We start from the raw sequence: 22,767 nt of genomic DNA, 5'->3' as shown, positions 1-22,767 counted from the left end.
GTGTGGTTTGACGTTGATTGTAGTGTTTGAAATTCATGTCTAATCATCTGTAAATCAGATATAAATATACAAATTGCAACTCTTTTATGCAAGAAAAAACGTAAAAAAAAACCGTCTCAAGTTGTGAGACGGCTTCTTTTTATTATCCCGAATTAAATTATTCTTTAACCGCCTTAATGTAGCTGACGGAACCATCGCTTTGCTTCATTTGTAGCACATACAGACCGGGAGCTAAATCACTGACTTCAACCGAAGTAGTGGGTTGATGCACCGTACGAATGATTTTTCCTGTAGCATCCATAATGGTCATCGTCAATAGTTCACTCGCATTTTCAATCGTTAAATCGGTAGTAAACGGCACGGGATAAACCGTTATCTTCGGCTTAACAGGCGCTGCATTGGCTAACGTCTGCGTTAATGTAACCGTAATTTTCCAAGAGTTGTTGTCTACCTTGTTATAGTTAGCATCACAACCCGAACCTCCAAACGTGCGCCAAGCCCGCAATTCAAAATTGACAGCGCCCGTTAAATTATTGGCCAAGTTCAACCCCGAACGACTATACGAATACGTTCCCGTAGTCCCCCCAACGCCCGAGGAAATGGCAGCCTCTGTGGCAGCATTGGTCGTGCACACCAATAACGATCGTTGCTCGCTCATCCAACCGTTGCTGGCAGTCGTCATGGTATACGACACATCGGTAGCCGCGATGTAGTATCCGGCAGGAACATTGACCGTAAGCGATCCTGGACAGGCATTAGTGCTGGTCACTGTGGCCGTCGTGGAAAACTCCGTATTGATGTCGCCATTGGTATACGTAACCGAAATTTGACCGGTAGTAAACGTGGTCAATTGCCAAAATCCTTGCACAGCGCCACAATTGGAACGCACCCAAAAATAGTAGGTCGTGCCGATAGGCAATCCCGTAAGCGTTACCGAGGTAACTCCCGCCGCAACCGAACCCGTTGGCGTAGTATTCGCCGTAGGTGGCGTAGCACTGGTACTGTAGTAATACTAGTAGCCCGAAGCAGGAGCATTGGCAGGAGCTGTCCAACTCAAAGTGCCTCCATCGTTGGCCGATACGTATGTTAGGTTGGTGGGACCATCGCAAGTCGTAAACGCATTGGCCGAAAAAGCCATGATATTCGGAATTCCTCCGGTGCCTGTTTTGGTTACAGTGACACTCTGAATCAATTTGGATTGATTGCCGGCTGCCAGGGTCATCGGAATTTGATACAACCGTGGATTTATCCCACTTCCCGTTTCCAAAACATCATTGGTGCGGTTGATACGCCCCAAGCCGGTAATGGCAAAATTGGTCCCCCCATACCAATCGGCCAACGCTAAATTGGTGAAGGTTTCTGAAGTATTATCTGCAAAATTAACCGTCACGTTCACGGTTGACGCACCGCTGCCTGAAGTGGCCAACATATATAAGTTTACTGCGGCTAACGGTGTTGTAAATACCAATGTGCCTGAATCATTAGCATTTTGCAAACGCAAAGAATTATTGGCGCTATACGAGGCCAATTGATACGTCAACCCTGCGGGAGCCGCCACAAGACTCGTAATGAGTCCGTTGCTAGGCAAGCCATACGTCAATGCGGCACTGGTGGAGGTCAATTGAAAATCACGAGCAACAAAATTGTAATTCACCCCATCGACATCGGCGGTAGTGGAAGACGCTGAAGGCCCCACACCGTTGGCTACCACATCGGCATTGAATCCGCTTTGAATCGGCATGGGTTGGAGATTTTGACTAAATACAAGGCTTGCACTCGAGCCCAACACCAAGGTTAGTCCCCAAAAGAGTAGTGTTTTTTCATAAATGGTAAAGGTTAGATTTCTAGAAGCCTAATTTACAATTTATTACATAAGAGTAGTGAAAATTTGAAAAAACTTACGGGTTATACTTACAATTTAATGGAAAGAAACGTTAGAAAACATGATATGTACGATGTTTTTTAGAAAAAACTTCAGACGTTCAATCGCGCTTCTTTTCCAAAAAAGAAAAAAACGTATATCCGATAAATCCCCCTACAAAAAGGGTGAACAGTACGTTGAAAAGATTAATTTCAGGATGACCGCCAGAGGCTGAAGAAGAACAATAAAATAAACCTAATACAATATTCATTTCATGGGTATGGTAATAACAAGGGTCAGGCATTACCATTTTGTCAATAATAGCAAAGTTTAGTACTGAGGAACAAAGAGCGAAAACAACTGTGAACAACCACTTCATTTGACCAATCATGATAATCAATTTTTTTTAAAAAACCCTTTAAAGAGGTTGATTACACCCCACAGCGTAATATGAAGTAACACAAAAAGAAATCCATAAAAGAGAACCACTATAGAATTTCCGTATTTAAAATTTTCGGCATCAGTAAAAATAAAAATCATTAAGGTAAAATAGGAGAAAAATAGGATAAGATTAATTTTGAAGACTCTTTTTTTCGTTTGCAAATAGTGAATCAAAAAGTAACCAAAAACGGAAATGTAAAATAGGTATAATATAAAAAATTCAGAATCTAACGGGAGCATATTGTTGTTTGTAAGTTATCTATTTTGGGCACGAAGTAATTTCCACCAATCCCTCACCCCTTCAACAAAGCAATAATCGCTTCATCGCCCGATTGCACGGCATATTCAAAAGGGGTCATGCCCTTGCCATCTTTGGCCTCGCGGTGCGCCCCATGCGCCAAAAGTTGTTGGATAATCGCGATGTTTTTGAACTGAACGGCAAAATGTAAGGCCGTATTGCCTTGCACATCGGTCAAATTGGGATCGGCTTTATAGTCCAAAAGCCAACCGACAACCGTGGCATTACCCCGCACCACCGCCGCCATTAAAGCCGTTCCCTGATCGGAAGTATAATTCACAGCCACCCCCGCTTCCAACAGCACCTTTACTATAGGAGTATTGCCTTTGTAACAAGCAAGGATTAAAGGCGTGAATCCCGCGGGACTAACGCAATCAAAGGCACGGGGTTGGGTGGCTAATACCGCGCGCACAGCCTCCTCCGAACCCTTGCGCGCCAAGTCAAATACATCGGGCGTGGGTTGAGCCCCCAAAAGGAGTGGAATCCAAAGTCCACAAAACACCCACCGCCACATTAAGCCAATCGTTTTACGGATTCGCGTTGGCGCAGCTCGGTAGCTATGACCGTCGTACGTGGTTTATAGGGTTCCCCTTTATGTTCTAAGCGCTCGATCAACAACCGCGTTGCCACTTCTCCAATTTCGGGACCATGCTGACTCACTGTAGACAAACTCGGTGTTAAACGCCGCGACCAAACACCATCGGCAAAACCGATAACCGCCAACTCATCCGGAATGCGGAGTCCTTTTTTAACCCCCATTTTCATGGCTGTTACCGAAGCGTGTTCGTCTACTGCAAAAACAGCATCTACTTTATGCTTGTCAAAAAACCCAGCGGCCTTTTGATCAAAATCCTCTTCCGAGTCCGATAAAATGACATGCTGCGCATCAATCGCAAGCCCCGCTTCTGCCATCGCTTTTCGAAATCCTTCCGCCCGCAACTTGGCGACACTCAAATTATCAATAGCCGAAAATAAAGCAATCGTTTTATTCCCCGTTTTAATCAAATGATTGGTCGCATGCACCGCCGAATCAAAGTCATCAACAATCACTTTATCACAATGCACTTCATCGGCAATACGGTCAAACATCACAATAGGCGTTCCTTCATTGAGAATTTGCTTAAAATGATCAAACTGCTGCAGCTTTTGCGCTTCTTCACAAATCGACAAAATAAAGCCGTCAATAGCGCCATTACTGAGCATCTCCAACGCAGCAATCTCTTTTTCAAGCGACTCATTCGAAATATAGGTCATCACCTTATACCCCTTTTCATCGGCTACTTTCTCGATCCCCGTAAACACTTTAGCAAAAAAGGAATTCAATATGTTCGGAATAATCACCCCAATGGTTTTGGTCGAACGGTTTTTCAAATTCAACCCAATCGCATTCGGCTTGTAGTTTTTCAACTTCGCATATTCCTGCACCCGTTGCTTGGTGGGTTCACTGATTTCGGGACTGTCATTCAGTGCTTTGGACACGGTAGACACCGAAACCCCAAGTTCTTTGGCAATTTGTTTTAATGTAGCTTTTGATTTCATAGCATTGGACTTTGACGAGCGTAAATTTAACAAAATAAAAAAGACGAAAAATGAAATGCCGCTTTTTCCCGCGAAATAAATTGCAACCCCCTTTGCACAAACACCTATCCCGCTCCGATAGCCCGCTCATCCCCAAAATTTTAGGAATCAATAAAATAAATAAAAAGGGGGTTTGGATATATAAGAATAAATTGTACTTTTGCACTCCCTTATCCCGAAGCCTCGGGGAGGGAAAGGAATGTTTAATTTAAAATAAGTACTGTGAACACATTAAGCTACAAGACAGTTTCAGCCAACAAGGCTACTGCAGACAAGCAGTGGATTGTTGTGGACGCTGAAGGTCATAACTTAGGTCGTTTAGCTTCAAAAGTAGCGATGCTTTTGAGAGGTAAATACAAACCAAGTTATACCCCGCACGTTGATTGTGGTGATAACGTTATTGTTATCAACGCTGAAAAAATCAACCTGACTGGTAACAAGATGGAGGATAAAACCTATATCCGCCATACCGGTTATCCAGGTGGTCAAAGAAGCTTATCTGCCAAAGAAATGTATCGCAAAAATCCTGCGATCATGGTAGAGAAAGCTATCAAAGGAATGCTCCCCAAAAACAAATTAGGGGCGCAATTATTCCGCAATTTGAATGTATACGTTGGCGCTGAGCACAAACATGCGGCTCAAACACCAATAACCGTTAACTTAAACGATTTGAAGTAATGGGAACAATTCACAAAATTGGTCGTAGAAAGACCGCTGTGGCACGTGTTTACGTTTCAGAAGGAACAGGTAAAATCACGGTAAACAAAAGAGAGTTCGAAAACTACTTCCCCACAGCTACGTTGCAATACAAAGTATTACAACCCTTAGCGATGACGGATAACGCTTCCAACTTCGACGTTAAAATTAACGTGTACGGTGGCGGTTCAACCGGTCAAGCAGAAGCCGTGCGTATGGCCATTGCCCGCGCAATGTGTGAAGTGGAAGCTGAGAACAGAGCGATCCTAAAACCAGAAGGATTACTTACCCGTGATCCACGTATGGTAGAACGTAAGAAATTCGGTCAGAAAAAAGCACGTAAGAGATTCCAATTCTCGAAACGTTAATCCGTTTTTCCTACCCTTAAGTTTGAAATTAATCTGTTGCCGTTATTCCTTTTCGTCAAAGGAAGTTAGTTTAGCATCTAAATTATCCCAAAAAGCCCTCAAAAGCCCGATAATTGCTAATCAACGGAACGTAAACTAGTAAAAAAATGGCAAATAAAATAGACGTTAAAGAATTATTAGAGGCCGGTGTTCACTTCGGACACATGACCCGCAAATGGGACCCCAACATGGCGCCATACATCTACATGGAACGCAATGGGATCCACATCATTAACTTGTACAAAACCGCAGCCAAAATTGAAGAAGCCAACGAAGCTTTGAAAAAAATCGCTGCCTCTGGTAGAAAAATCTTATTCGTAGCTACCAAAAAACAAGCCAAAGACATCGTCGCTGAAAAAGCAGCCGCAGTCAACATGCCTTACATCACCGAAAGATGGCCTGGAGGAATGTTGACCAACTTCGTAACAATTCGTAAAGCCGTGAAAAAAATGGCAACCATCGATCGTATGAAGAAAGACGGTACGTTCAACACCTTGTCGAAAAAAGAAAAATTACAAATCGATCGTCTTCGTGCTAAATTGGAGAAGAACTTAGGTTCTATCGCCGATATGTCAAGACTGCCTGCAGCCTTGTTCGTAGTAGATATCAAAGCCGAGCACATCGCGGTGAAAGAAGCTCACAAATTAAACATTCCAGTATTTGCAATGGTGGATACCAACTCTGACCCTCGTCAGGCAGATTACGTAATCCCCGCCAATGATGATGCTTCTAAATCCATCGAAAAAATTCTTTCACTCGTTACGGCTGCCGTGCAAGACGGATTGTCCAACCGTACCAACGAAAAAGAAGCCGATGATGCTCCTGAAGTAGAAGAAACAGTAGAAGCAGTAGCCACTCCAGAGGTTGCCGACACTACTGAAGCGGCTGCTGAAGAATAAATAAAACACTAAATTCCAATGGAAGGATGCCAAATTCCTACGGTTTTTAGTAACCCGGAGTTTGGAATCCCGAAATTGGAATTTGATTTTTAACCGAATTTTTTAATCAAAAAATAAAAAAAGAAATGTCAACTATTACTGCGTCTGACGTAAACAAACTAAGAACCATGACCGGTGCCGGTATGATGGACTGTAAAAAAGCCTTGGTAGAAGCCGAAGGTGATTTTGACAAAGCAATTGAAATCCTACGTAAAAAAGGACAAAAAGTAGCCGCTAACCGTTCCGATCGTGAATCTACCGAAGGAGCTGTTATCGCTGCCGTAAATGCCGACAGTACTTCAGGAGCAATCATCTCCTTGAACTGTGAAACTGACTTCGTAGGGAAAAATGAAGGATTCGTGAAATTGGCCCAAGAATTGGCCACCTTAGCGTTGAACTTCGAAACGAAAGAAGACTTGCTAGCAGCCGATTTCCACGGCATCACCGTAGCTGAAAAATTAATCGAACAAACCGGAGTTATCGGCGAAAAAATCGAAATCGGTTCTTTCGAACGTTTACACGGAGCCTTCGTAAATTCATACATCCACGCTGGAAACAAAATCGCTACCCTTGTAGCCTTGTCTGCTAACGTAGCCGGTGCTGATGAAGCCGCGCGTAACGTAGCCATGCAAGCCGCAGCGATGAACCCAATCGCGTTGAATGAAGACGGCGTTGATGCCGATACCATCGCCAAAGAAATCGAAATCGCAAAAGACCAATTGCGTGCAGAAGGAAAACCCGAAGCCATGCTTGATAACATTGCCAAAGGAAAATTAAACCGTTTCTTCAAAGACAATACCTTGGTCAACCAAGATTATATCAAAGACAGCTCCATGAGTGTTAGCGCTTACGTAAAATCAGTTGACGCTGGTCTTACCGTAACCGGATTCAAAAGAGCCGCTCTCGGTTAATTACTAATTCACCCAAAATATAAAAACCCGATGCACCTGTATCGGGTTTTTTGTTTTTTGGAGCATCACCCCCCTGCCTGGTACCACACCCCTCCCGTTTTCGCCTTTATCCCCGAAGGGTCGGGGGATACCGGCTCTACCGGGGCTAAAAAGAAACCCCGCCGTACTGCACAACAATACAACGAGGCTCGATACTTACTTCACCGGAAAATTCCGCGCCCGCATCAAGGCCGCTGTACTCGCTTTTTTTCCTCTAAATTTCGGATAGGCCTCCTCGGGGTCTAGCGTGTTCCCCACTTTAAAGACATAGTCCAACAAACGCTGCGCCACCTCCCGATCATACAAGCCTTTGCCATCCACCGTAAACGCCTCCGTCGCATCAGCACTGATCACATCGGCCCACAAATACCCATAATACCCCGCCGCATAATCATCGCCCGAGAAAATATGACCAAACTGCGGAATCCGATGGCGCATCACAATCTCCTGCGGCATCCGTAACGCTTTCAACGCCTCCGCCTCAAAGGTCTTCGGATCAATCTCCGGATTCTCCAACAAATGCAACTGCATGTCCACCAACGCACTCGACAAGGTCTCTACCGTCGAAAAGCCTTCGTTAAACGTCGCTGCCGCCGCCAAACGCGCTACCAAGGCCATCGGCATCGGCGCCCCGGTTTGGTAATGCAACGCAAAACGATTCAACACCTCAGGCGTCGATAACCAACGCTCCAAAATCTGCGACGGAAACTCGACATAATCCCGCGGCGTATTTGTTCCCGACAACAACGGATAATTTACCTCCGAACACAACCCGTGCAAGGCATGCCCAAACTCGTGAAACAAGGTATTGGCATCATCCCACGAAATCAACACCGGCTCTCCCGGCTTGCCTTTGATAAAATTACAGTTATTCGACACCAACGTCAACACCTCACCGTCAAAACGACTCTGATCGCGATAAGCCGTCATCCAGGCCCCCGAACGCTTTCCTTTGCGCGCATAGGGGTCAAAATACCACAAGCCCACAACCGTACCGGTTGATTTTTTGCGCACCTCCCACACCCGCACATCCGGATGAAACACCGGCACATCGGTTACCGGCGTAAACGTCAAATCAAAAATCGTTTCTGCCACCCAAAACATGCCTTCGCGCAAGGGTTCCAACTGCATATAAGGCTTGATTTCGTTGGCGTCAACCGCATATTTTTCTTTGCGCACTTTCTCGGCATAATAACGGTAATCCCAGGGTTCCAACGCAAAGGTACCGCCTTCCGCCGCAATCAACTGCTGCATCGCCTTCACATCTTCTTGCACTTTCAACAAAGCAGGCTCCCATACCGAAAGCATCAAATCCAAGGTCCGCTGGGGCTGCTTCGCCATCGTATTCGACAAACTCCAATGCGCAAACGTAGGAAAGCCCAACAACTTCGCCTTCTCGGCCCGCAACTTCAAAATTTGAACTACCGTAGCATTATTATTATGAGCATTGGCATTATCGCCGCGGTTCACAAACAAATGAAAAGCTTTTTCCCGCAACGCCCGCTGCGACGAAAAGGTAAGAAACGGCTCAATCGACGACCGCGTGTTGGCAATACACCCCAACGCCTTCAACTGCCGCTCTTTGGCCTCCTGACGCGCCGCATCGGCCAATTCTTGGGGTAAACCCGCAAAGTCAGCTTCGGTTTCCAACAGCAAGTACTGGTTGTTCTCATCGGCCAACTGGTTTTGACTGAATTGCGTAAAGCACCCGGCCAAGGCTTTGTTGATTTCCGCAATACGCTGCTTACTTTTGGCATTGGCCAACGCCCCTTCTTTTACAAATTGGGCATAATAGGTTTGCACCAACCGCTTTTGTTCAGCCGTTAATTTTTCCATTTCCTTTCCGTTGTAAACCGCCGCAATACGCGTAAACAACGCCGCATTTTGGTAAATGGCACTGCTCATCTCCGAGAACTTGGGCGCCATTTCCAATTCGATGGCCTCAAATTCGGGCGTGTTCAAATTGGCACTGTACAGTTCAAAAATGGCACGCACCCGCTGATACATTTTCCCCTTACGCTCCAGAGCCTCAATCGTATTGGCAAAGGTCGCTGGCGCTTTTTGTTGCGCTATCGCATCGACCTCGCGCAACCGTTCGGCTATCGCTTGGGTAATGGCGGGTTTAAAATCGGTCAAAGCATACGTGCCAAACGCGGGAACCCCACCGTAGTTCCCCTTCCAAGGGTGCAAAAGTGTATTGGTGGTTGATTGTGCTTCACTCGTAAACATGGGCAAGGTGATCAAAAGTAGTCCTACTATTTTTTTCATGAATCTCATTTTAGCCAAATATAAAAAATCTATGGCGATTCGTTTGAAGAAAAAGAGGCCAATTTATCACAAATCGCCTCCTGTTGTGGCTCACTTTTTTACCTATATTTGACAGAACCAAAAAAAAATACATCGTGAAATTACTTATTCGCCTTTTATGGGTCGTTGGCGCCGTTGCCTATGCCCAAACCCCCGTAGAAAAATCCCTTTTGTGGGAAATCTCAGGAAACGGACTCGCCAAAAAGTCGTACCTCTACGGTACCTTTCATGTCAATGATAAAATCTCCTACCACCTGCCCGATGATTTTTACACCCACCTGCTCAATGCCGATATCGTAAGCAACGAAAGCAATCCCGAAACATGGAACACGATCTTTGAGTTACTCTACAGCAGCATGGGAAAAACGATGTTGGTCGATAAAAATCCGTTTACCTTCAAACCCATAGCCCAACAACAGTTGGTACAACTCTTCAACAGCCGCAACTTCTTGAAGGATATGTCGTCAGTCAATAACGGTCCCAAAAGCGACTTTGAAGAGAATGCCGTCTTGGACATGTTTATCTTTCAAACCGCCAAGAAACACGGCAAAAAAGTGGTCGGCCTTGAGGACGCTAAAGCCTCTATAATCCAACTCATTCAGGCCACTCGCGCGGAAATGGAAAAACAACTAAAGGACAACGAAGAGGATCCGGCCACCGTTGAATTGCGCCGCAGTGCCCTCACCAAAATTCTCAAAGGACGCTCTGAAGCTATAGCACTCAAAGACTACTACCGCGAAAAAGACATTGTGATGCTCGACTCCTTGAGCAAACTCACCGCCTCCCCCGGAAATCACAAAGCGCTCATCATCGATCGCAACTATACCATGACGCGCAGCATTGACTCGTTGGCCCGCCAAGGCAGCTTGTTTAGTGCCGTGGGTGCCGCGCATTTGGCGGGGAAAGAAGGCATCCTACAATTGCTCCGCAACAAAGGGTTTACCGTCACTCCCGTCCTTAGCACCACCACCCAAGTGGGTCGCGATCGCAAAAAATCGCTCGAAAACTTGGTGGTGCCTCCCCTCGTCAAAACCGTCAAAACCAGCGACGGGCTCTTGCAGCACCCCGAATTTGAAATGACGATTGAAGTAGAAAACATGGTAAATTCCCTTGATCTCGCCAACGGAGCTTACCTCAACATCAACCGTATTCCGCTGAATAATTTCTTGCAAAAACGCAAAAATTACTTGCACCCCCAAGCCATCGATAGCCTGATGTATGAATTCATACCCGGCGAGATTCAAATGAAAAAACAAAGTACAGAAGGTCCCTACACGCGCTACGATATGGTAAGCAAACTCAAAAACGGAAACGTCCAACGCTACCGTATTTACCTTACCCCACTGGAAGCGATTAGCATGGCCCTTTCAGGCGTTGGCGATTATGCCCAAAAAATGGAAGCCCGCATTTTCAACGCCCTACAAATCGCTCCCCTACAAACCGGTTGGAAAACCAAAGCACCGGTTCACGGTGGTTTCCAAGTACAACTCCCCGCCTACTGCGCCACCTACAACGACAGCGAACGGGCCAAGGGACAACTCCAATGGCAAGCCTACGACCCTACCGATCAGAGTTACTACCTCGTACTCGAAAAACAACTCAGCGACAATTTCTCCCCCACCGACGGCTGGTTTTTGCATTCGCGACTCCACAACGAATTCTATATGCATCAAGAGCTGCCCGAAACCGCGCAGTTTACCGACTATACGCAAACGGCTTTTGAATCGTTCAGCCAAAACGACCACCACAACTACCGCCTAAAATCGGTAGTCCATGGCGGTAAATGTTACCTCTTAGTGGCCGTTGATGCCCCCGAAACGCAAGCCCGCAAATTCTTCAACTCTTTTGCGATAACGCCGTTCACCCCCGAAAAAACCACCGTGTACCATTCCAAAAAAGGAAAATACTCGGTAGAAATTCCCGAACGCGCCAACGATGCCACCATCCATGGAGTAGACTTTGCCAATACCCTATTTAATTCCCTTGGCGGCGACGATAGCGACGACGAGTATTTGGGCGATACCTTTACTTCCCGCAACGGTCATTTCCTTGAGGTTACCGAAACACGCTTCGAACGCTTCGAAACGTGGCTCCCCGCCGATTCGTTGAAAACACAACTCCTCAATCGCTTCACCGCGAAGTTCACCCCGCGAACCTACGACAACGAACTTCAAACCACCGAATGGAGCAATTACGTGCCAACGACGGAACCGCAAGACGTAGTACTCCACGATTTTACGTACAACCCCACCACACAAACCGCTGTTTTTGACGCGCTAGTGGCTGCCCCGCAAGCCCTACACGCCCAAAAAATTCGCGTCATTACCACTCCCGAACGCCAAGTGACACTTACCTCCATGGTGCCGTATCCCTACACGCAAAACATCGCCTTTGTCGAAAAAGCATTTGGCAGTTTTACGCTCGATCCTTCCGACAAACCGTTGCCCCCCAACGACCGTTTGCAGCTGTTTTTTGACGAAGTAAAAAGCGAAACCGACTCGATACGCAACCAAGCACTCGACGACATGGACGGATTAACCCTCACCGAGAGCGAGGCCCCCCGCTGGATCCAATGGATGCAAAGCTATCCCTTCAGCAACGACGAAGAAATTTATAAAGACCAGGCGTATGAACTGTTGCGCGGACTCAAAGCACCCGAAGTGGTGCCCTTCCTCGAGCAAGCCTACCGCAACCCCAAAGCCTATGCCTCCGAGCGCATGACCATTCTCGATGTGATGAGTGAAAACGCCACCCCCGAAGTATATGAAAAAATAGGAGCCTTACTGGCCTTTGACTTGCCGCTCCCCGACAATACCGAACGTATTGAAGACCTGTTCAACACCTTCAAAAAACACCCCGACGCCAGTGCAGTACTCTATCCCGACCTGTTTAAATATTGTACTATTGACGAGTACAAAGCGCCCTTGGTCGACTGGTGTGCCCACTTGTTGAACCGTAAAAAAATCGACCCAAAGAAACTCGGAAGCTTTCAAAAAATGCTGCTCGCCGACGCAAAATTAGAACAGAAACGCCTGCAAAGCAGCCTCGAAGAACAAACCAAGAAAAAGAAAGCCATCACCTCAGAAGACGATGATGAAGTCTACGTCGAAGACGAAATCCAAACGCCTTACGGCGCCTTCTACCCTTACGTAAGCCTGCTCAAGTCGCTTCCCAACAAAAAAACCGAAGCCTTGGTGCAACAAGCCTATGCGATGGATATTCCCGAAATGCAGTTGCAACTCCTCGCCGACGACATCCTGCAAGGCCGCGCTACCGCCGTACAAATCGATAGCGCACTGGCCCGCCCCGAGTTGCGCTTTAAAACCCTCGTGATGCTCAGTCGTATCGATACCTTCAACAAACGACAAACCCTCACCGACGACCAAATAGCTGAAGCCGCTATGCGCGTGTTTGACGAAGTGAAAGACGACGAACCCGTACAGTTTTTGGAAAAACAAACCCTGAATTACAAGGAACATACGCTGCAATTCTATTTTTACGAATCGCAACCCCAAAAAGACGGCAAACCCTACGGCGCCAAAGTATTTCATGCCATGGCGTTTTTGGTACGCGACGGGAAAATCGTTCCCCACGTGTATTTTTCGCCCGTAGTGGAAGACATCGACGAGGAAAATACCGCCGAAAAGCTCAAAACGATCATCATTCAGGAGAGCTTGTACCGGCAGTATGACTATGCCAAATTCCGAAAAATAAATCCCTTACTTCCTGACCTTTCTAACTTCGAAGAGTAAATGTTTCAATCCCGCAAAGACTTCGTCTACATCGTCCTCGCCGGTATTTTTATCACCAATGCGTTGGTGGCCGAACTCATTGGAGGCAAACTCATCGAGGTGGGCCAAGCCGTGATGAGTTTGGGCATTCTCCCGTGGCCCATTGTATTTGTGACCACCGACCTCATCAACGAGTATTTTGGGGAAAAAGGCGTACGCAAACTCTCCTTGCTCACCGCTTCCTTAATCGGGTATACGTTTGTGTTGTTGTATATCGGACTCCAGATTCCGGCCGTAAAAGGCGAAGGTCTCATCACCGACGCGCAATTTACCGCGGTCTTTGGGCAAAGCATGCTGATTATTGTGGGCAGTATCACCGCCTTTTTGGTCTCACAGCTGATCGACGTAACGATTTTTCATTTTGTCAAAAACCGAACCGGCAACCGCATGATTTGGTTGCGCAGCACAGGATCAACGGTCATTTCGCAGTTGTTTGACAGCTTTATCGTATTGGGCATCGCCTTTTGGCTCCCCGGCAAAATGGACACCGACACCTTTGTGCTCTCGGCTTTGACGGGTTATTCGGTCAAATTGGGGATTGCCATTTTGCTGACGCCCTTGATTTATGTGGGCCATTCGCTTATCAACGCCTATTTGAAAAAAGATGGATCCTAAACTCCGATGTGGCTGGTGTGAGAAAGACGATTTGTACCGCACCTATCACGATACCGAATGGGGGCGCCCGGTGCGGGATGACCGAACCATGTTTGAATTCCTCCTTTTGGAAACCTTTCAAGCGGGCTTGAGTTGGTACACGGTGTTGGCCAAGCGCGAGCACTTTCGGGTCGCCTTTGACCACTTTGACTACGAAAAAATAAGCCAGTACGACGAGGCCAAAATCCACGAATTGATGCAAAATGCAGGCCTGATTCGCAACGCACTAAAAATACGCGCCGCAGTCACCAATGCCCAAGCCTACCAAAGGGTACGAAACGAATTTGGCACCTTCTGCAACTACCTTTGGGGCTTCACCAACCACCAACCCATCGATAACGCCCCTGCCACGCTACGTGACATTCCCGCCGCAACGCCCCTCGCCGACACGATCAGCAAGGACCTCAAAAAACGCGGCTTCACCTTTGTAGGTCCCACCGTAGTCTACGCCCACCTCCAAGCCACGGGCATCGTCAACGACCACCTACAGGACTGCTGGACGCGGAAGGAAGGGGGAGGAGAGGTTTGATGGGAAAATGGGAGGAAAGAAGAAAGAAGAAAGAAGCAAGAAAAAAGACCCTCATTGGAGTTATTTTAAATGTTGAATTTTAAATTATAAATGGGCGTTCTTACATTGACCTTCTTCACTAAAGACTAATGTCTAACGTCTAACGACTATTAATTTGATGATTTGAAGATGGGTGTTCTAAAAAGAGATTGACTGGGTAAAATTTGATTTAGCTCAAAAGCGGTTGGCTTCGGTTACCCATATTGCCTACAAGAAGGCCCCATCCCTATCCGAAGTGATTCTTTATCGGATAACATTCTTCCACAACGGGAACAGAAACCAGTTTCAAGACCATAATTTAAAACAAAAGTACCTGTATCTCTTGATACTTGAATAAAGTATTGTAAAATAGGGACTATTTTATTTTTCGTAGACACTGGCAACACATACCCATCACGATCAATTTTAAACAAAACGGAACCTGTTGATTTGTTCTTAACTACGATTATATGATTATTGCGAATTTGCTGTTTTGATTGATAATGAGAATCAAACATCATTTGTAAATGCTCAATAACACCATCTTGATTTTTATAAGCAAATCGAACTATTGGAAACTCTAATTTTGATTTACGCCTATCCAATTCACTAAACAATTGATGTGCGTCCAAAGCTTTAAATGGTAATTTAGGCAAGGCCATTATATGGGTAATAAAAGCACCTCCATATCTATCTAGTGCAGCCATAGCATGTCGGTGGACTGTAATGAATTGTTTTCCTGTTATATACTTTGATTGAAAGTAACGATTCGCTAGAGAGCGAACCGATTTATCTTCTATACCTAAAGCAATCAAAAAAGCCTCTTCATCTTTAAATAGAGTACTTACTTCATAACCGTCAAACGATTTCAAAACAACTTCCCTATCCTCTAAAGTATTGCGCTCTAGTGCTATTTCAACTAATACTTTCTCAAAAGAGTGGGTTTGACACAAAGATTCTTCATATACATTGGTAGATACCTTTTCTGTAACTTCATTGTTGTAAATGGCTTTAATCTTCTCAAACAATTCATTTGGAACACGAGTATTTAAATTCAAATGCTCCTCAACAAAACCGTAACTATGCAATAAAGATATTAACTCATCGATTCTTATATTAAGCTCCTTGCATATTTGTGAAATTCGTTTCATATTGTTTTAAATCACTTCGCTAATTAAACACAAATCATTCGTAAACTCTGGCAATTACACTGAATTATTTTTCTATTTTTTAAAAAATAATTTTAGAAACATCAATTTTTATTTTACACTTATTTTAAAGGATTAAATAACTATTAGGTAAACAGTACCATGTAATTCTTCTGTATAGAAATTTTCACTTTCGCATATAATTTTAGTAAATAATAACAATTATTTCTTATGCCAATATTCGCTCTAATTTCATCTTCCACTTTTCCCAGTCTTTCATTTCTCTTGATTGTAAATCTAAAAATTTCTGTGTGTGGTCGTGATGTATTAAATGGCAAAGTTCATGTATAATAACATATTCAATACAGCCTTTAGGTGCTTTAATTAATTCTGGATTTAATATAATTTTCCCTTTCGGGGTACAGCTTCCCCATCGTGTTGGCATTTCACGCAATACAATAGAGCTAGGGCTTACGTTGTATTTTTTGAATTTGTCAATAAGTGGTGCTGCAATAGAATGAAACTTTGTTTGTGCATGTTGTAAATACCAAGTGTTCAATAACTCTTTTACTCGGGATTTTTCCAGAGCTGTAACTTCAATAAATTTACCTTTTAACTTAACAGATTCGTCATTTGCGATGGTTATTTGTAATCTATACTGTCTTCCCAAATACAAATGTGTTTCTCCACTTATATACCTTCGTTTAGGTGTCTTTGGCTGAAAAGAAAGAAAGAAGCTTTGTTGTTTAATTATCCAAGGTGCTTTTTTTCTTATTTTCTCTTTTACTTTTTCCATGGTAGTGTCTGTCGGTGCTTTTACCAACACTTCCATTTCGGGAGTTACAGTAATACCAAGGGATTTTCTGTCTGAATACTCCAAGCGAAAATCTATTGTTCTGCTACCAAATTGTATTGCTTCTGTCATTACTTGTAACGAATTTTAGCAACTTCAATACAATCCTCAGCTATTTTATCCATCTCTTTAAAAGATAACTCAAGATTATATTTATCTCGAACTTCGTCAATTAAAAAGTCTCCAATATCAATAAGCAATTTACCTGTAATATTTGTTTTGTATTGCCAGTCAATAATAGGTTTTCCATGCTCTAAAACAGCTTCAAGAATCAAACTATCTATATTCAAAGCTGTATGTATAGCAATTTCTTTTCGCACAACATTGTCCTGAATCTTTTCTGTAAGTGCCTCAATACTTAATCCATAAAAGGCTTTCGCAACATCGCTTTCTTTTAATTGCTCAGGAATATCATTATCAGTACGAGCTAATACATTATTCATAATTTCTTGAACGCTACTTAGGTATTGAGCTTCATTGATTCGCTTAGCTTCATAGTCGGCAATCGTTTCTTTTAGCAATTGCGAAAACTTTTTGTAAAAAGCAGGATCTTCATCCATTTTTTCTGAAATATGCTTTGCAGTTCTACTCGCAATCTTGTCTGCTTTAGCAACTTTCCCAATTGTATTTTCTACTTCTAGCTGAAATTTATCTTTGTCAAAAATGTTTACCAGCTCGGTAATGGTTTCTATTTTCTCAGTGGTAATATGTGTATCGATAAGTTTTTGAATTTGACCTTCATATTGTTTGTAGTCAATTTGATCACTGTATCTCTCAACCACAGCCAATCGCAACTTTAAAAACATAGTTAAATCTTCTTTGTAACGATTAACTACCTTTTCTTCAACTTCTTTATGAAATTGAATGGAAGATAAAGCTAACTTCAAACCCTTGGCAAATGCCGCTAATCTATCGTAAAACAAAACGCGAACAGCTTCATCTTTTAATACCTGCTGGTAGGCTTCTGCATCACGCTTATTCGTAATAGTTTTAAATATGTCCCAAACATCAGAATGCTTTTGAGGCAACTTTTTAATTTCTTCCGAAATATTGGTGAGTGTGCCCGCCAAATCTTCTTCGTCAAAATCTTCTAAGGAAGAGTACATCTGCAAAGCATCATCTAAGTTTTCAATTACACCATAGTAGTCAATGATATAGCCAAATTCCTTGTCAGGATAAATTCTGTTTACCCTTGCAATGGCTTGTAGTAGTTTGTGGCTTTGTAAATTTCTAGTGAGATACAATACTGTATTCTTTGGTTCATCAAAACCCGTAAGTAATTTGTCAACTACAATAATGATTTCCGGATCTTTTTGATTTTTGAAACGGTTGATGATGTTCTTTTCATAGCTTTTTGAATTCCCATGTTCGTCCATCATTTTTTTCCAAAACTGTTTCTCCTTTTCGGTTGACTTTTCGTAAGCGCTTTCTTCGCCTTCTCTTTCATCAATCGATGAAATCAATACTTCACTACTTACAATGCCTATTTCATCGAGATACTCCTTGTATTTGATCGCGTTCACTTTTTTATCACACACCAATTGGCCTTTAAAGGGTGTTTTCCCTTGCCAGTTATCGCGAAAATGATAGCTTATATTCCAAGCAATCATCCGCATTTTTTGCTCAGCTGAATTTAAATGGTCTTGTCGTGCAAACTTCTTTTTTATATCGGTTTTTTGGTATTCGGACATAGGCTCTGTAACCATCCCAAAAAATGTATCTATGGGACTTGCATTGACTTCTTGTAAAGCCAAGCGACCCTCATAAAGCAGTGGAACTACAGCCTGATCTTTTACAGCTTGATCAACAGTGTATGCGTCAATCACACCCCCAAATTTGGCTGCGGTACTTTTGTCTTTCTTAAAAAGTGGAGTACCTGTCATAGCAATAAAACAGGCATTAGGCATTGTTTTCTGCATATCAACATTAAAAGTACCGTGTTGTGTTCGATGTCCTTCATCTACTAACACAAAAATGTCATGGCTCTCTAGAGGTTTGTTAATTTTTTTTACTGCTGCAACAAATTTGTTGATAATAGTGGTAACTACTGCATCACTTTTACTTTCTAGTAATTCTACCAGACGTTGGCCCGTCGTTGCATTTTCAACAAACTTACCACACTTGCGAAATGTTTTAGTAATTTGATCATCCAAATCGGTACGGTCGGTAACCAATACTATTTTGGGATTACGAATACTCGGCTCCATAGCTATAGCTTGCGCTAACATAACCATCGTAAGTGATTTTCCACTTCCTTGTGTATGCCATATCACGCCGCCTTTTCGTTTGCCATTCTCAATATGACGAATGCGTTGCATGGATTTTTTAATTGCAAAGAACTGCTGATAGCGCGCTACTTTCTTTTCACCATTATCAAACAATATAAAATTGAAGATAATATCCATCAATCGCTCAGGACGACACAACCCAAACAAATAATTATCTTGTTCCGTTGGCAAAATTTCCTCTTTTTCTAACGCCTCAAAATATTTACGAACATATTTGAAACGGTCAGAAAACAACTGCTCTTTGATAAAAATCGGAAGCGGTTTATTTTTGAATTCCTGTAATTTGTTCTTGTAGTTGCGTTCTTCTTCATCAATACTGAACTTCTCTTGCCATTTTGCCCAAAACTTCTCAGGTGTAGCATTGGTGGCATAAGCCGCCTCTTGTGCCGCTATGCTTAATGTGAGTTGCGAATATACATACAAGCTTCTGATACCATCTTCTTGCTGGTTTCGTAAATGCTGACTGATAGCCTGTTTCAATGGCTCTTTCATATCGGGTCGTTTACACTCAATAATACAAAGCGGAATACCATTGATAAACAACACCAAATCGGGGCGATAATGCTCTTTGCTTGTACTTCGCATGACGCTGAATTCTTCGGTCACATGAAACACATTATTACCTATGTTTTTCCAGTCAATGTATTGTAAGGTGAAACTCTTTTTATCGCCATCCACGCTTTGCTCCAGAGCCTGACCTAACGTGAGCAGGTTGTAGGCCTTTTCACTAGCGGCAATGTACCCATCGTTCATGGGCAAGTTTTTTAATGCCAAAATACCTCTTTCAATATTTTCATCAGTGAAGATGCTGGTTTTGGTGGCACTTACCCGTATGCTATTGATTTCCTTTAATTGTTTACGTAATACATCTTCCAATAGTACATTGGTAGTTTTACCTCCTCTTAATCTGTCGGCTTCCGCCGGACTTAGATAGGTATAGCCCAAATTCACGAGCATTTGTATTGCCGGAATCTGGCTGATATGGTCTTCTTTGAAACTGGGTGTGTCCATTACAGTTTAATTTTTAGAGAATCCAGAGCCGAATACAGAGAATTGAATTTGTCCGGAGCCGGAACCAATACAGAGAATCCGGATCCCGATACAGAGAATTGAATCTCAAGTACTAAAAATTGTAAATTACTGTATTTCAATGCTTTTTCTGCAATCTTGAATACAAACTCAATCTCTTGTATCTGCAATACAAAGAATAGCAACATCTCTTTCAGCACTTTCTTCAGCCCTAGTATCTCATCCTTATAAAGAATCTTTTGTAGCATATAGATAATTATCACCTTATTCATATTTGCCTCTTAGTGCAGCGATAACTGCACTTAGTAAAACATCACCTCTTAAATCAGCATATTTATCAGCAATAGAATAACGAGCACCTTTTATTTTACCTTCTACTTTCAACACCTCATCTTCCATCAGTTTCATCTTCAAATAGTTTATCTGATTTCTTGACAGGGAGTCTTTCAGTAATTCTTCTAAATCGCCTATCTTTAAAGCGTTGCCTTGCAATGCCAGAAGAATGAGTTCTACCTCTTTTACCAAATACCTTTTGCCAATTTTTAAACCGTCGTTTACCAATGCGTGGTATTCTTGTGATAATGTGTATCGGTTGGTATGACCGGACACTTTTTCAATTAAGCCCGATTTTTCCAACTGACTTACTATTTCAGATTTCAGGTTTTGGAATATGCCGTTCCGGATTTTGCAAAGGATAATGATTTGTTCTACCCCCAGTTTGGGTTCTTTCTCGCTATTTTGAAATTGGCTTACGAATACATGAAATGCCTTGTCAATTATTTCCGTCCGAAGCGTAAGCGAAACCTGAAACATATCCGAATTCTTATAATTAGGTTCGGCTTTGCCTTCGGATAAGGTGATGGAGAATATCTTATCCACTCCCTGACCGCTGCGTTCCACCAGTCCGGTCTTTTCCAATATTTCAGTCATCAAGCGGCTTCTGGGTGTGCTGCTTACGGTGAGTATGTTTTCAATGGTTACGCCTTTTGGGAAGCCTCCAGGGTTTGTAATGATGATTTTATTGGGATATTGTTTAATGACCACCTCACTCGTAATGGTATAATCCCGATGAGCAATAGCGTTGAGAACGGCTTCTCGAATGACTTCTTCATTGAAATTATACAAATCAAAAATATAAGCCCCCGACTGTACCGGATATTTTCGGTTTAGTGTAGGTTGATTAATGAGTTTCCAAATGCTGTCAATGGCAATAAATAACGGCTCATCAATTACCTCACGGCTATCGTGGTGAATTTGTGCTTCGCTGTTGCGAAACTCCCAAATGGTTTTACTTTGGGGAAGTTTAGCATGAAGCACTTCTTTTTTGGCAAGCAATACCAAAGCGGCATAATTGAGTTTACCATTTTCCTGCAATATCAAATCGGTTAACACCTGCTCAGTACTCAGTTGCAAAAAGCCTGGATTCTTTTGCTTGCGGGCATAGCTTTCTTTCATCTTTTTGATGGCTGCTTCATCCAAATCGGCTATGCTTATGCCCTCGCATACTTTAGCGGAAAAGTCGGGCTCTTGTTCCTGAATGATGGAGAGATACATTTCTTCCGACATTCTGTCCAATCCATCACCAACTCTCATCAGCGGTACATCATTAAAATACAAAGGCTTGCCAACAGGACGTGAAGGGATTTTTATCACCAACACACGATTGGTTCCTTCAAACAATACTTCTGTTTGTATCCGTACTCCTGTGTCACGGTAAACATCTTGCTCCAATTGTCCCTCTCTGCCTTCATAAGCTTTAGAGCCGCAAACGGTATGCGGATGAGCATCCTCCAAACCAAAAACAAGATAGCCGCCTTTTTCATTGGCAAAAGCTACGGTATAACCCAGTACACTTTTGCGACTGCTGTTGTAGGCATATTGATTCTTCGCCTCTTTAAACTCCACTTTATCTTCGCTTTCTTTAAGCTGTTTTAGTTCTGCTATTGTCATAGGCTTATGATCATCTGTTTTTGCACCATAAAGCCAATCACTTTATCATGCTGATTTTGATTTATTACATCCGTACAACCCCAATTCACCAACATTTGCAATGCCGGAATTTGTCTATCATGGTCTTCTTTAATACTGGGTGTGTCCATTTTTAATTCCTATTTAACTGTTCAAAAAGTGGTTCAATACTATCTGAGAATCCTACTTTTCTCCTCCAATCACCTCCCTTTTTCTCGATAAAAAAACCTTTTTTATTTTCAACTACTCTGTATTCATCTCCGTTAAATTTAGTAGCATAGAAAATATCATCCGATTCTGACCAATTTGTCAACCTTTTTTGTATTTTGAATAAATCATTCATAAACTCTCCCGTGTTTGCATATCTCACATTCAGTTTAGGATTTGTAGCTCTTTGAATCACTTTTACAATCTTTTTGTCAATATATTTGGGTATTGATTCAAGATTTAGAAGCATATTTTTTGTAACTAATCTCTGAATTACTTTTTCAAGGAAAATACTTTGTTCATATCCTCCAACAACTGTTAGAAATTTCTTCTTTTCCTTTTCGTTTAGCCAATCATAATATGCACCTGGGAAATAACCTCCTAAGATTTGAAACATGCTAACACCAACTTGATATATATCAGACTGTTTTGTGTACTTATTATCTATAAAAGATTCCCTTGGAGTATAAACTAAAGTTGTTTTTGAACCTGAAACACATCCAACAGCAATGTCAAATTGCTTTACCGAACCGAAATCTGATATCAATGGTTGTTTTGTTTCGTTATATACTAAAATATTTTTTGGCTTTAAATCTCTGTGTAGTATAGAAATTTTATCTGTATGTAATTCAGTCAAGCCATTAAGAACTCCATGTATTATATTTAATGGCTATGGTCTAATTAATATACGGTAAATTTATTATGTTTTTAAATTCATACCATGCGGAGAATGATGTAGCTATTAACAACACGGTTTTCTTTAGCGGACTTTGACTTTCATTTATGATTGATTTTAGCGCATACCA

General features: G+C 42.7%; 19 protein-coding genes. 7 read left to right on the top strand and 12 right to left on the bottom strand.

What is annotated here, in order from left to right:
• Positions 1-157: 157 nt before the first annotated feature.
• The 5 genes from O9316_RS11135 to O9316_RS11115 form a co-directional block, all read right to left on the bottom strand.
• A complete protein-coding gene (locus O9316_RS11135; RefSeq protein ID WP_298347204.1) occupies positions 158-868 on the bottom strand; it encodes a T9SS type A sorting domain-containing protein in 711 nt (236 codons plus the stop codon).
• A 144-nt stretch (positions 869-1,012) separates the two neighbouring features.
• A complete protein-coding gene (locus O9316_RS11130; RefSeq protein WP_298203951.1) occupies positions 1,013-1,741 on the bottom strand; it encodes a hypothetical protein in 729 nt (242 codons plus the stop codon).
• Between the two features lie 241 nt (positions 1,742-1,982).
• Positions 1,983-2,252, bottom strand: coding sequence for a hypothetical protein (locus O9316_RS11125; protein WP_298203952.1), 270 nt, complete (start codon positions 2,250-2,252; stop codon positions 1,983-1,985).
• 343 nt (positions 2,253-2,595) lie between these two features.
• Entirely contained in the window at positions 2,596-3,114 is a 519-nt protein-coding gene (locus O9316_RS11120; RefSeq protein WP_298203953.1) for an ankyrin repeat domain-containing protein, read from the bottom strand.
• Positions 3,114-4,139 (bottom strand): LacI family DNA-binding transcriptional regulator, encoded by a 1,026-nt coding sequence (locus O9316_RS11115; protein ID WP_298203954.1) that lies wholly within the window; start codon positions 4,137-4,139, stop codon positions 3,114-3,116. Before O9316_RS11115 ends, O9316_RS11120 begins: the two co-directional genes overlap by 1 nt.
• Positions 4,140-4,400: 261 nt before the next feature.
• Between O9316_RS11115 and rplM the strand changes: the two genes are divergently transcribed.
• From rplM to tsf, 4 genes are all read left to right on the top strand, one after another.
• Positions 4,401-4,856, top strand: coding sequence for a 50S ribosomal protein L13 (gene rplM, locus O9316_RS11110; protein ID WP_298203955.1), 456 nt, complete (start codon positions 4,401-4,403; stop codon positions 4,854-4,856).
• Positions 4,856-5,242: a 30S ribosomal protein S9 gene (gene rpsI / locus O9316_RS11105; protein WP_073363499.1), complete on the top strand. Its 387-nt coding sequence runs from the start codon at positions 4,856-4,858 to the stop codon at positions 5,240-5,242. The genes rplM and rpsI overlap by 1 nt, the downstream gene beginning before the upstream one ends.
• Positions 5,243-5,388: 146 nt before the next feature.
• The gene (rpsB, locus tag O9316_RS11100) at positions 5,389-6,180 is read left to right on the top strand and encodes a 30S ribosomal protein S2 (protein WP_298203956.1); all 792 of its coding nucleotides are present in this window, start codon (positions 5,389-5,391) and stop codon (positions 6,178-6,180) included.
• 125 nt (positions 6,181-6,305) lie between these two features.
• Positions 6,306-7,130, top strand: coding sequence for a translation elongation factor Ts (tsf, locus tag O9316_RS11095; protein ID WP_298203957.1), 825 nt, complete (start codon positions 6,306-6,308; stop codon positions 7,128-7,130).
• A 195-nt stretch (positions 7,131-7,325) separates the two neighbouring features.
• Here tsf and O9316_RS11090 read toward each other — a convergent pair whose 3' ends face one another.
• Positions 7,326-9,437, bottom strand: coding sequence for a M3 family metallopeptidase (locus O9316_RS11090; protein WP_298203958.1), 2,112 nt, complete (start codon positions 9,435-9,437; stop codon positions 7,326-7,328).
• 134 nt (positions 9,438-9,571) lie between these two features.
• Here O9316_RS11090 and O9316_RS11085 point away from each other — a divergent pair, with 134 nt between their 5' ends.
• Genes O9316_RS11085 through O9316_RS11075 form a run of 3 tightly spaced genes read left to right on the top strand, consistent with a single transcriptional unit; the run spans position 9,572 to position 14,450 of the window.
• Entirely contained in the window at positions 9,572-13,228 is a 3,657-nt protein-coding gene (locus O9316_RS11085) for a TraB/GumN family protein (protein ID WP_298203959.1), read from the top strand.
• Complete coding sequence (locus O9316_RS11080) at positions 13,229-13,882, top strand: queuosine precursor transporter (protein ID WP_298203960.1); 654 nt, start codon at positions 13,229-13,231, stop codon at positions 13,880-13,882.
• Entirely contained in the window at positions 13,872-14,450 is a 579-nt protein-coding gene (locus O9316_RS11075; RefSeq protein ID WP_298203961.1) for a DNA-3-methyladenine glycosylase I, read from the top strand. Before O9316_RS11080 ends, O9316_RS11075 begins: the two co-directional genes overlap by 11 nt.
• Before the next feature lie 233 nt (positions 14,451-14,683).
• Here O9316_RS11075 and O9316_RS11070 read toward each other — a convergent pair whose 3' ends face one another.
• The 6 genes from O9316_RS11070 to O9316_RS11045 all read right to left on the bottom strand — a co-directional run bounded on the left by O9316_RS11070 (position 14,684) and on the right by O9316_RS11045 (position 22,619).
• Positions 14,684-15,619, bottom strand: a complete 936-nt coding sequence (locus O9316_RS11070) for a DUF6011 domain-containing protein (RefSeq protein WP_298203962.1) — start codon at positions 15,617-15,619, stop codon at positions 14,684-14,686.
• 226 nt (positions 15,620-15,845) lie between these two features.
• Complete coding sequence (locus O9316_RS11065) at positions 15,846-16,541, bottom strand: SprT family zinc-dependent metalloprotease (RefSeq protein WP_298347201.1); 696 nt, start codon at positions 16,539-16,541, stop codon at positions 15,846-15,848.
• On the bottom strand, positions 16,541-19,768 hold the full coding sequence (locus tag O9316_RS11060) for an HsdR family type I site-specific deoxyribonuclease (RefSeq protein WP_298347199.1): 3,228 nt from the start codon (positions 19,766-19,768) through the stop codon (positions 16,541-16,543). The genes O9316_RS11065 and O9316_RS11060 overlap by 1 nt, the downstream gene beginning before the upstream one ends.
• 282 nt (positions 19,769-20,050) lie before the next feature.
• The gene (locus O9316_RS11055; protein WP_298347197.1) at positions 20,051-21,736 is read right to left on the bottom strand and encodes an ATP-binding protein; all 1,686 of its coding nucleotides are present in this window, start codon (positions 21,734-21,736) and stop codon (positions 20,051-20,053) included.
• On the bottom strand, positions 21,733-21,885 hold the full coding sequence (locus tag O9316_RS11050; protein WP_298347195.1) for a hypothetical protein: 153 nt from the start codon (positions 21,883-21,885) through the stop codon (positions 21,733-21,735). Before O9316_RS11050 ends, O9316_RS11055 begins: the two co-directional genes overlap by 4 nt.
• Positions 21,886-21,887: 2 nt before the next feature.
• Positions 21,888-22,619 (bottom strand): protein kinase, encoded by a 732-nt coding sequence (locus O9316_RS11045; RefSeq protein WP_298347206.1) that lies wholly within the window; start codon positions 22,617-22,619, stop codon positions 21,888-21,890.
• Between the last annotated feature and the right edge of the window lie 148 nt (positions 22,620-22,767).

Origin of the sequence: Flavobacterium sp., from assembly GCF_027533505.1 — a bacterium.
Taxonomy (GTDB): Bacteria; Bacteroidota; Bacteroidia; order Flavobacteriales; family Flavobacteriaceae; genus Flavobacterium.
Note: the sequence above shows the minus strand (reverse complement) of the source record. Positions and strands in the feature narration are given on the sequence as shown.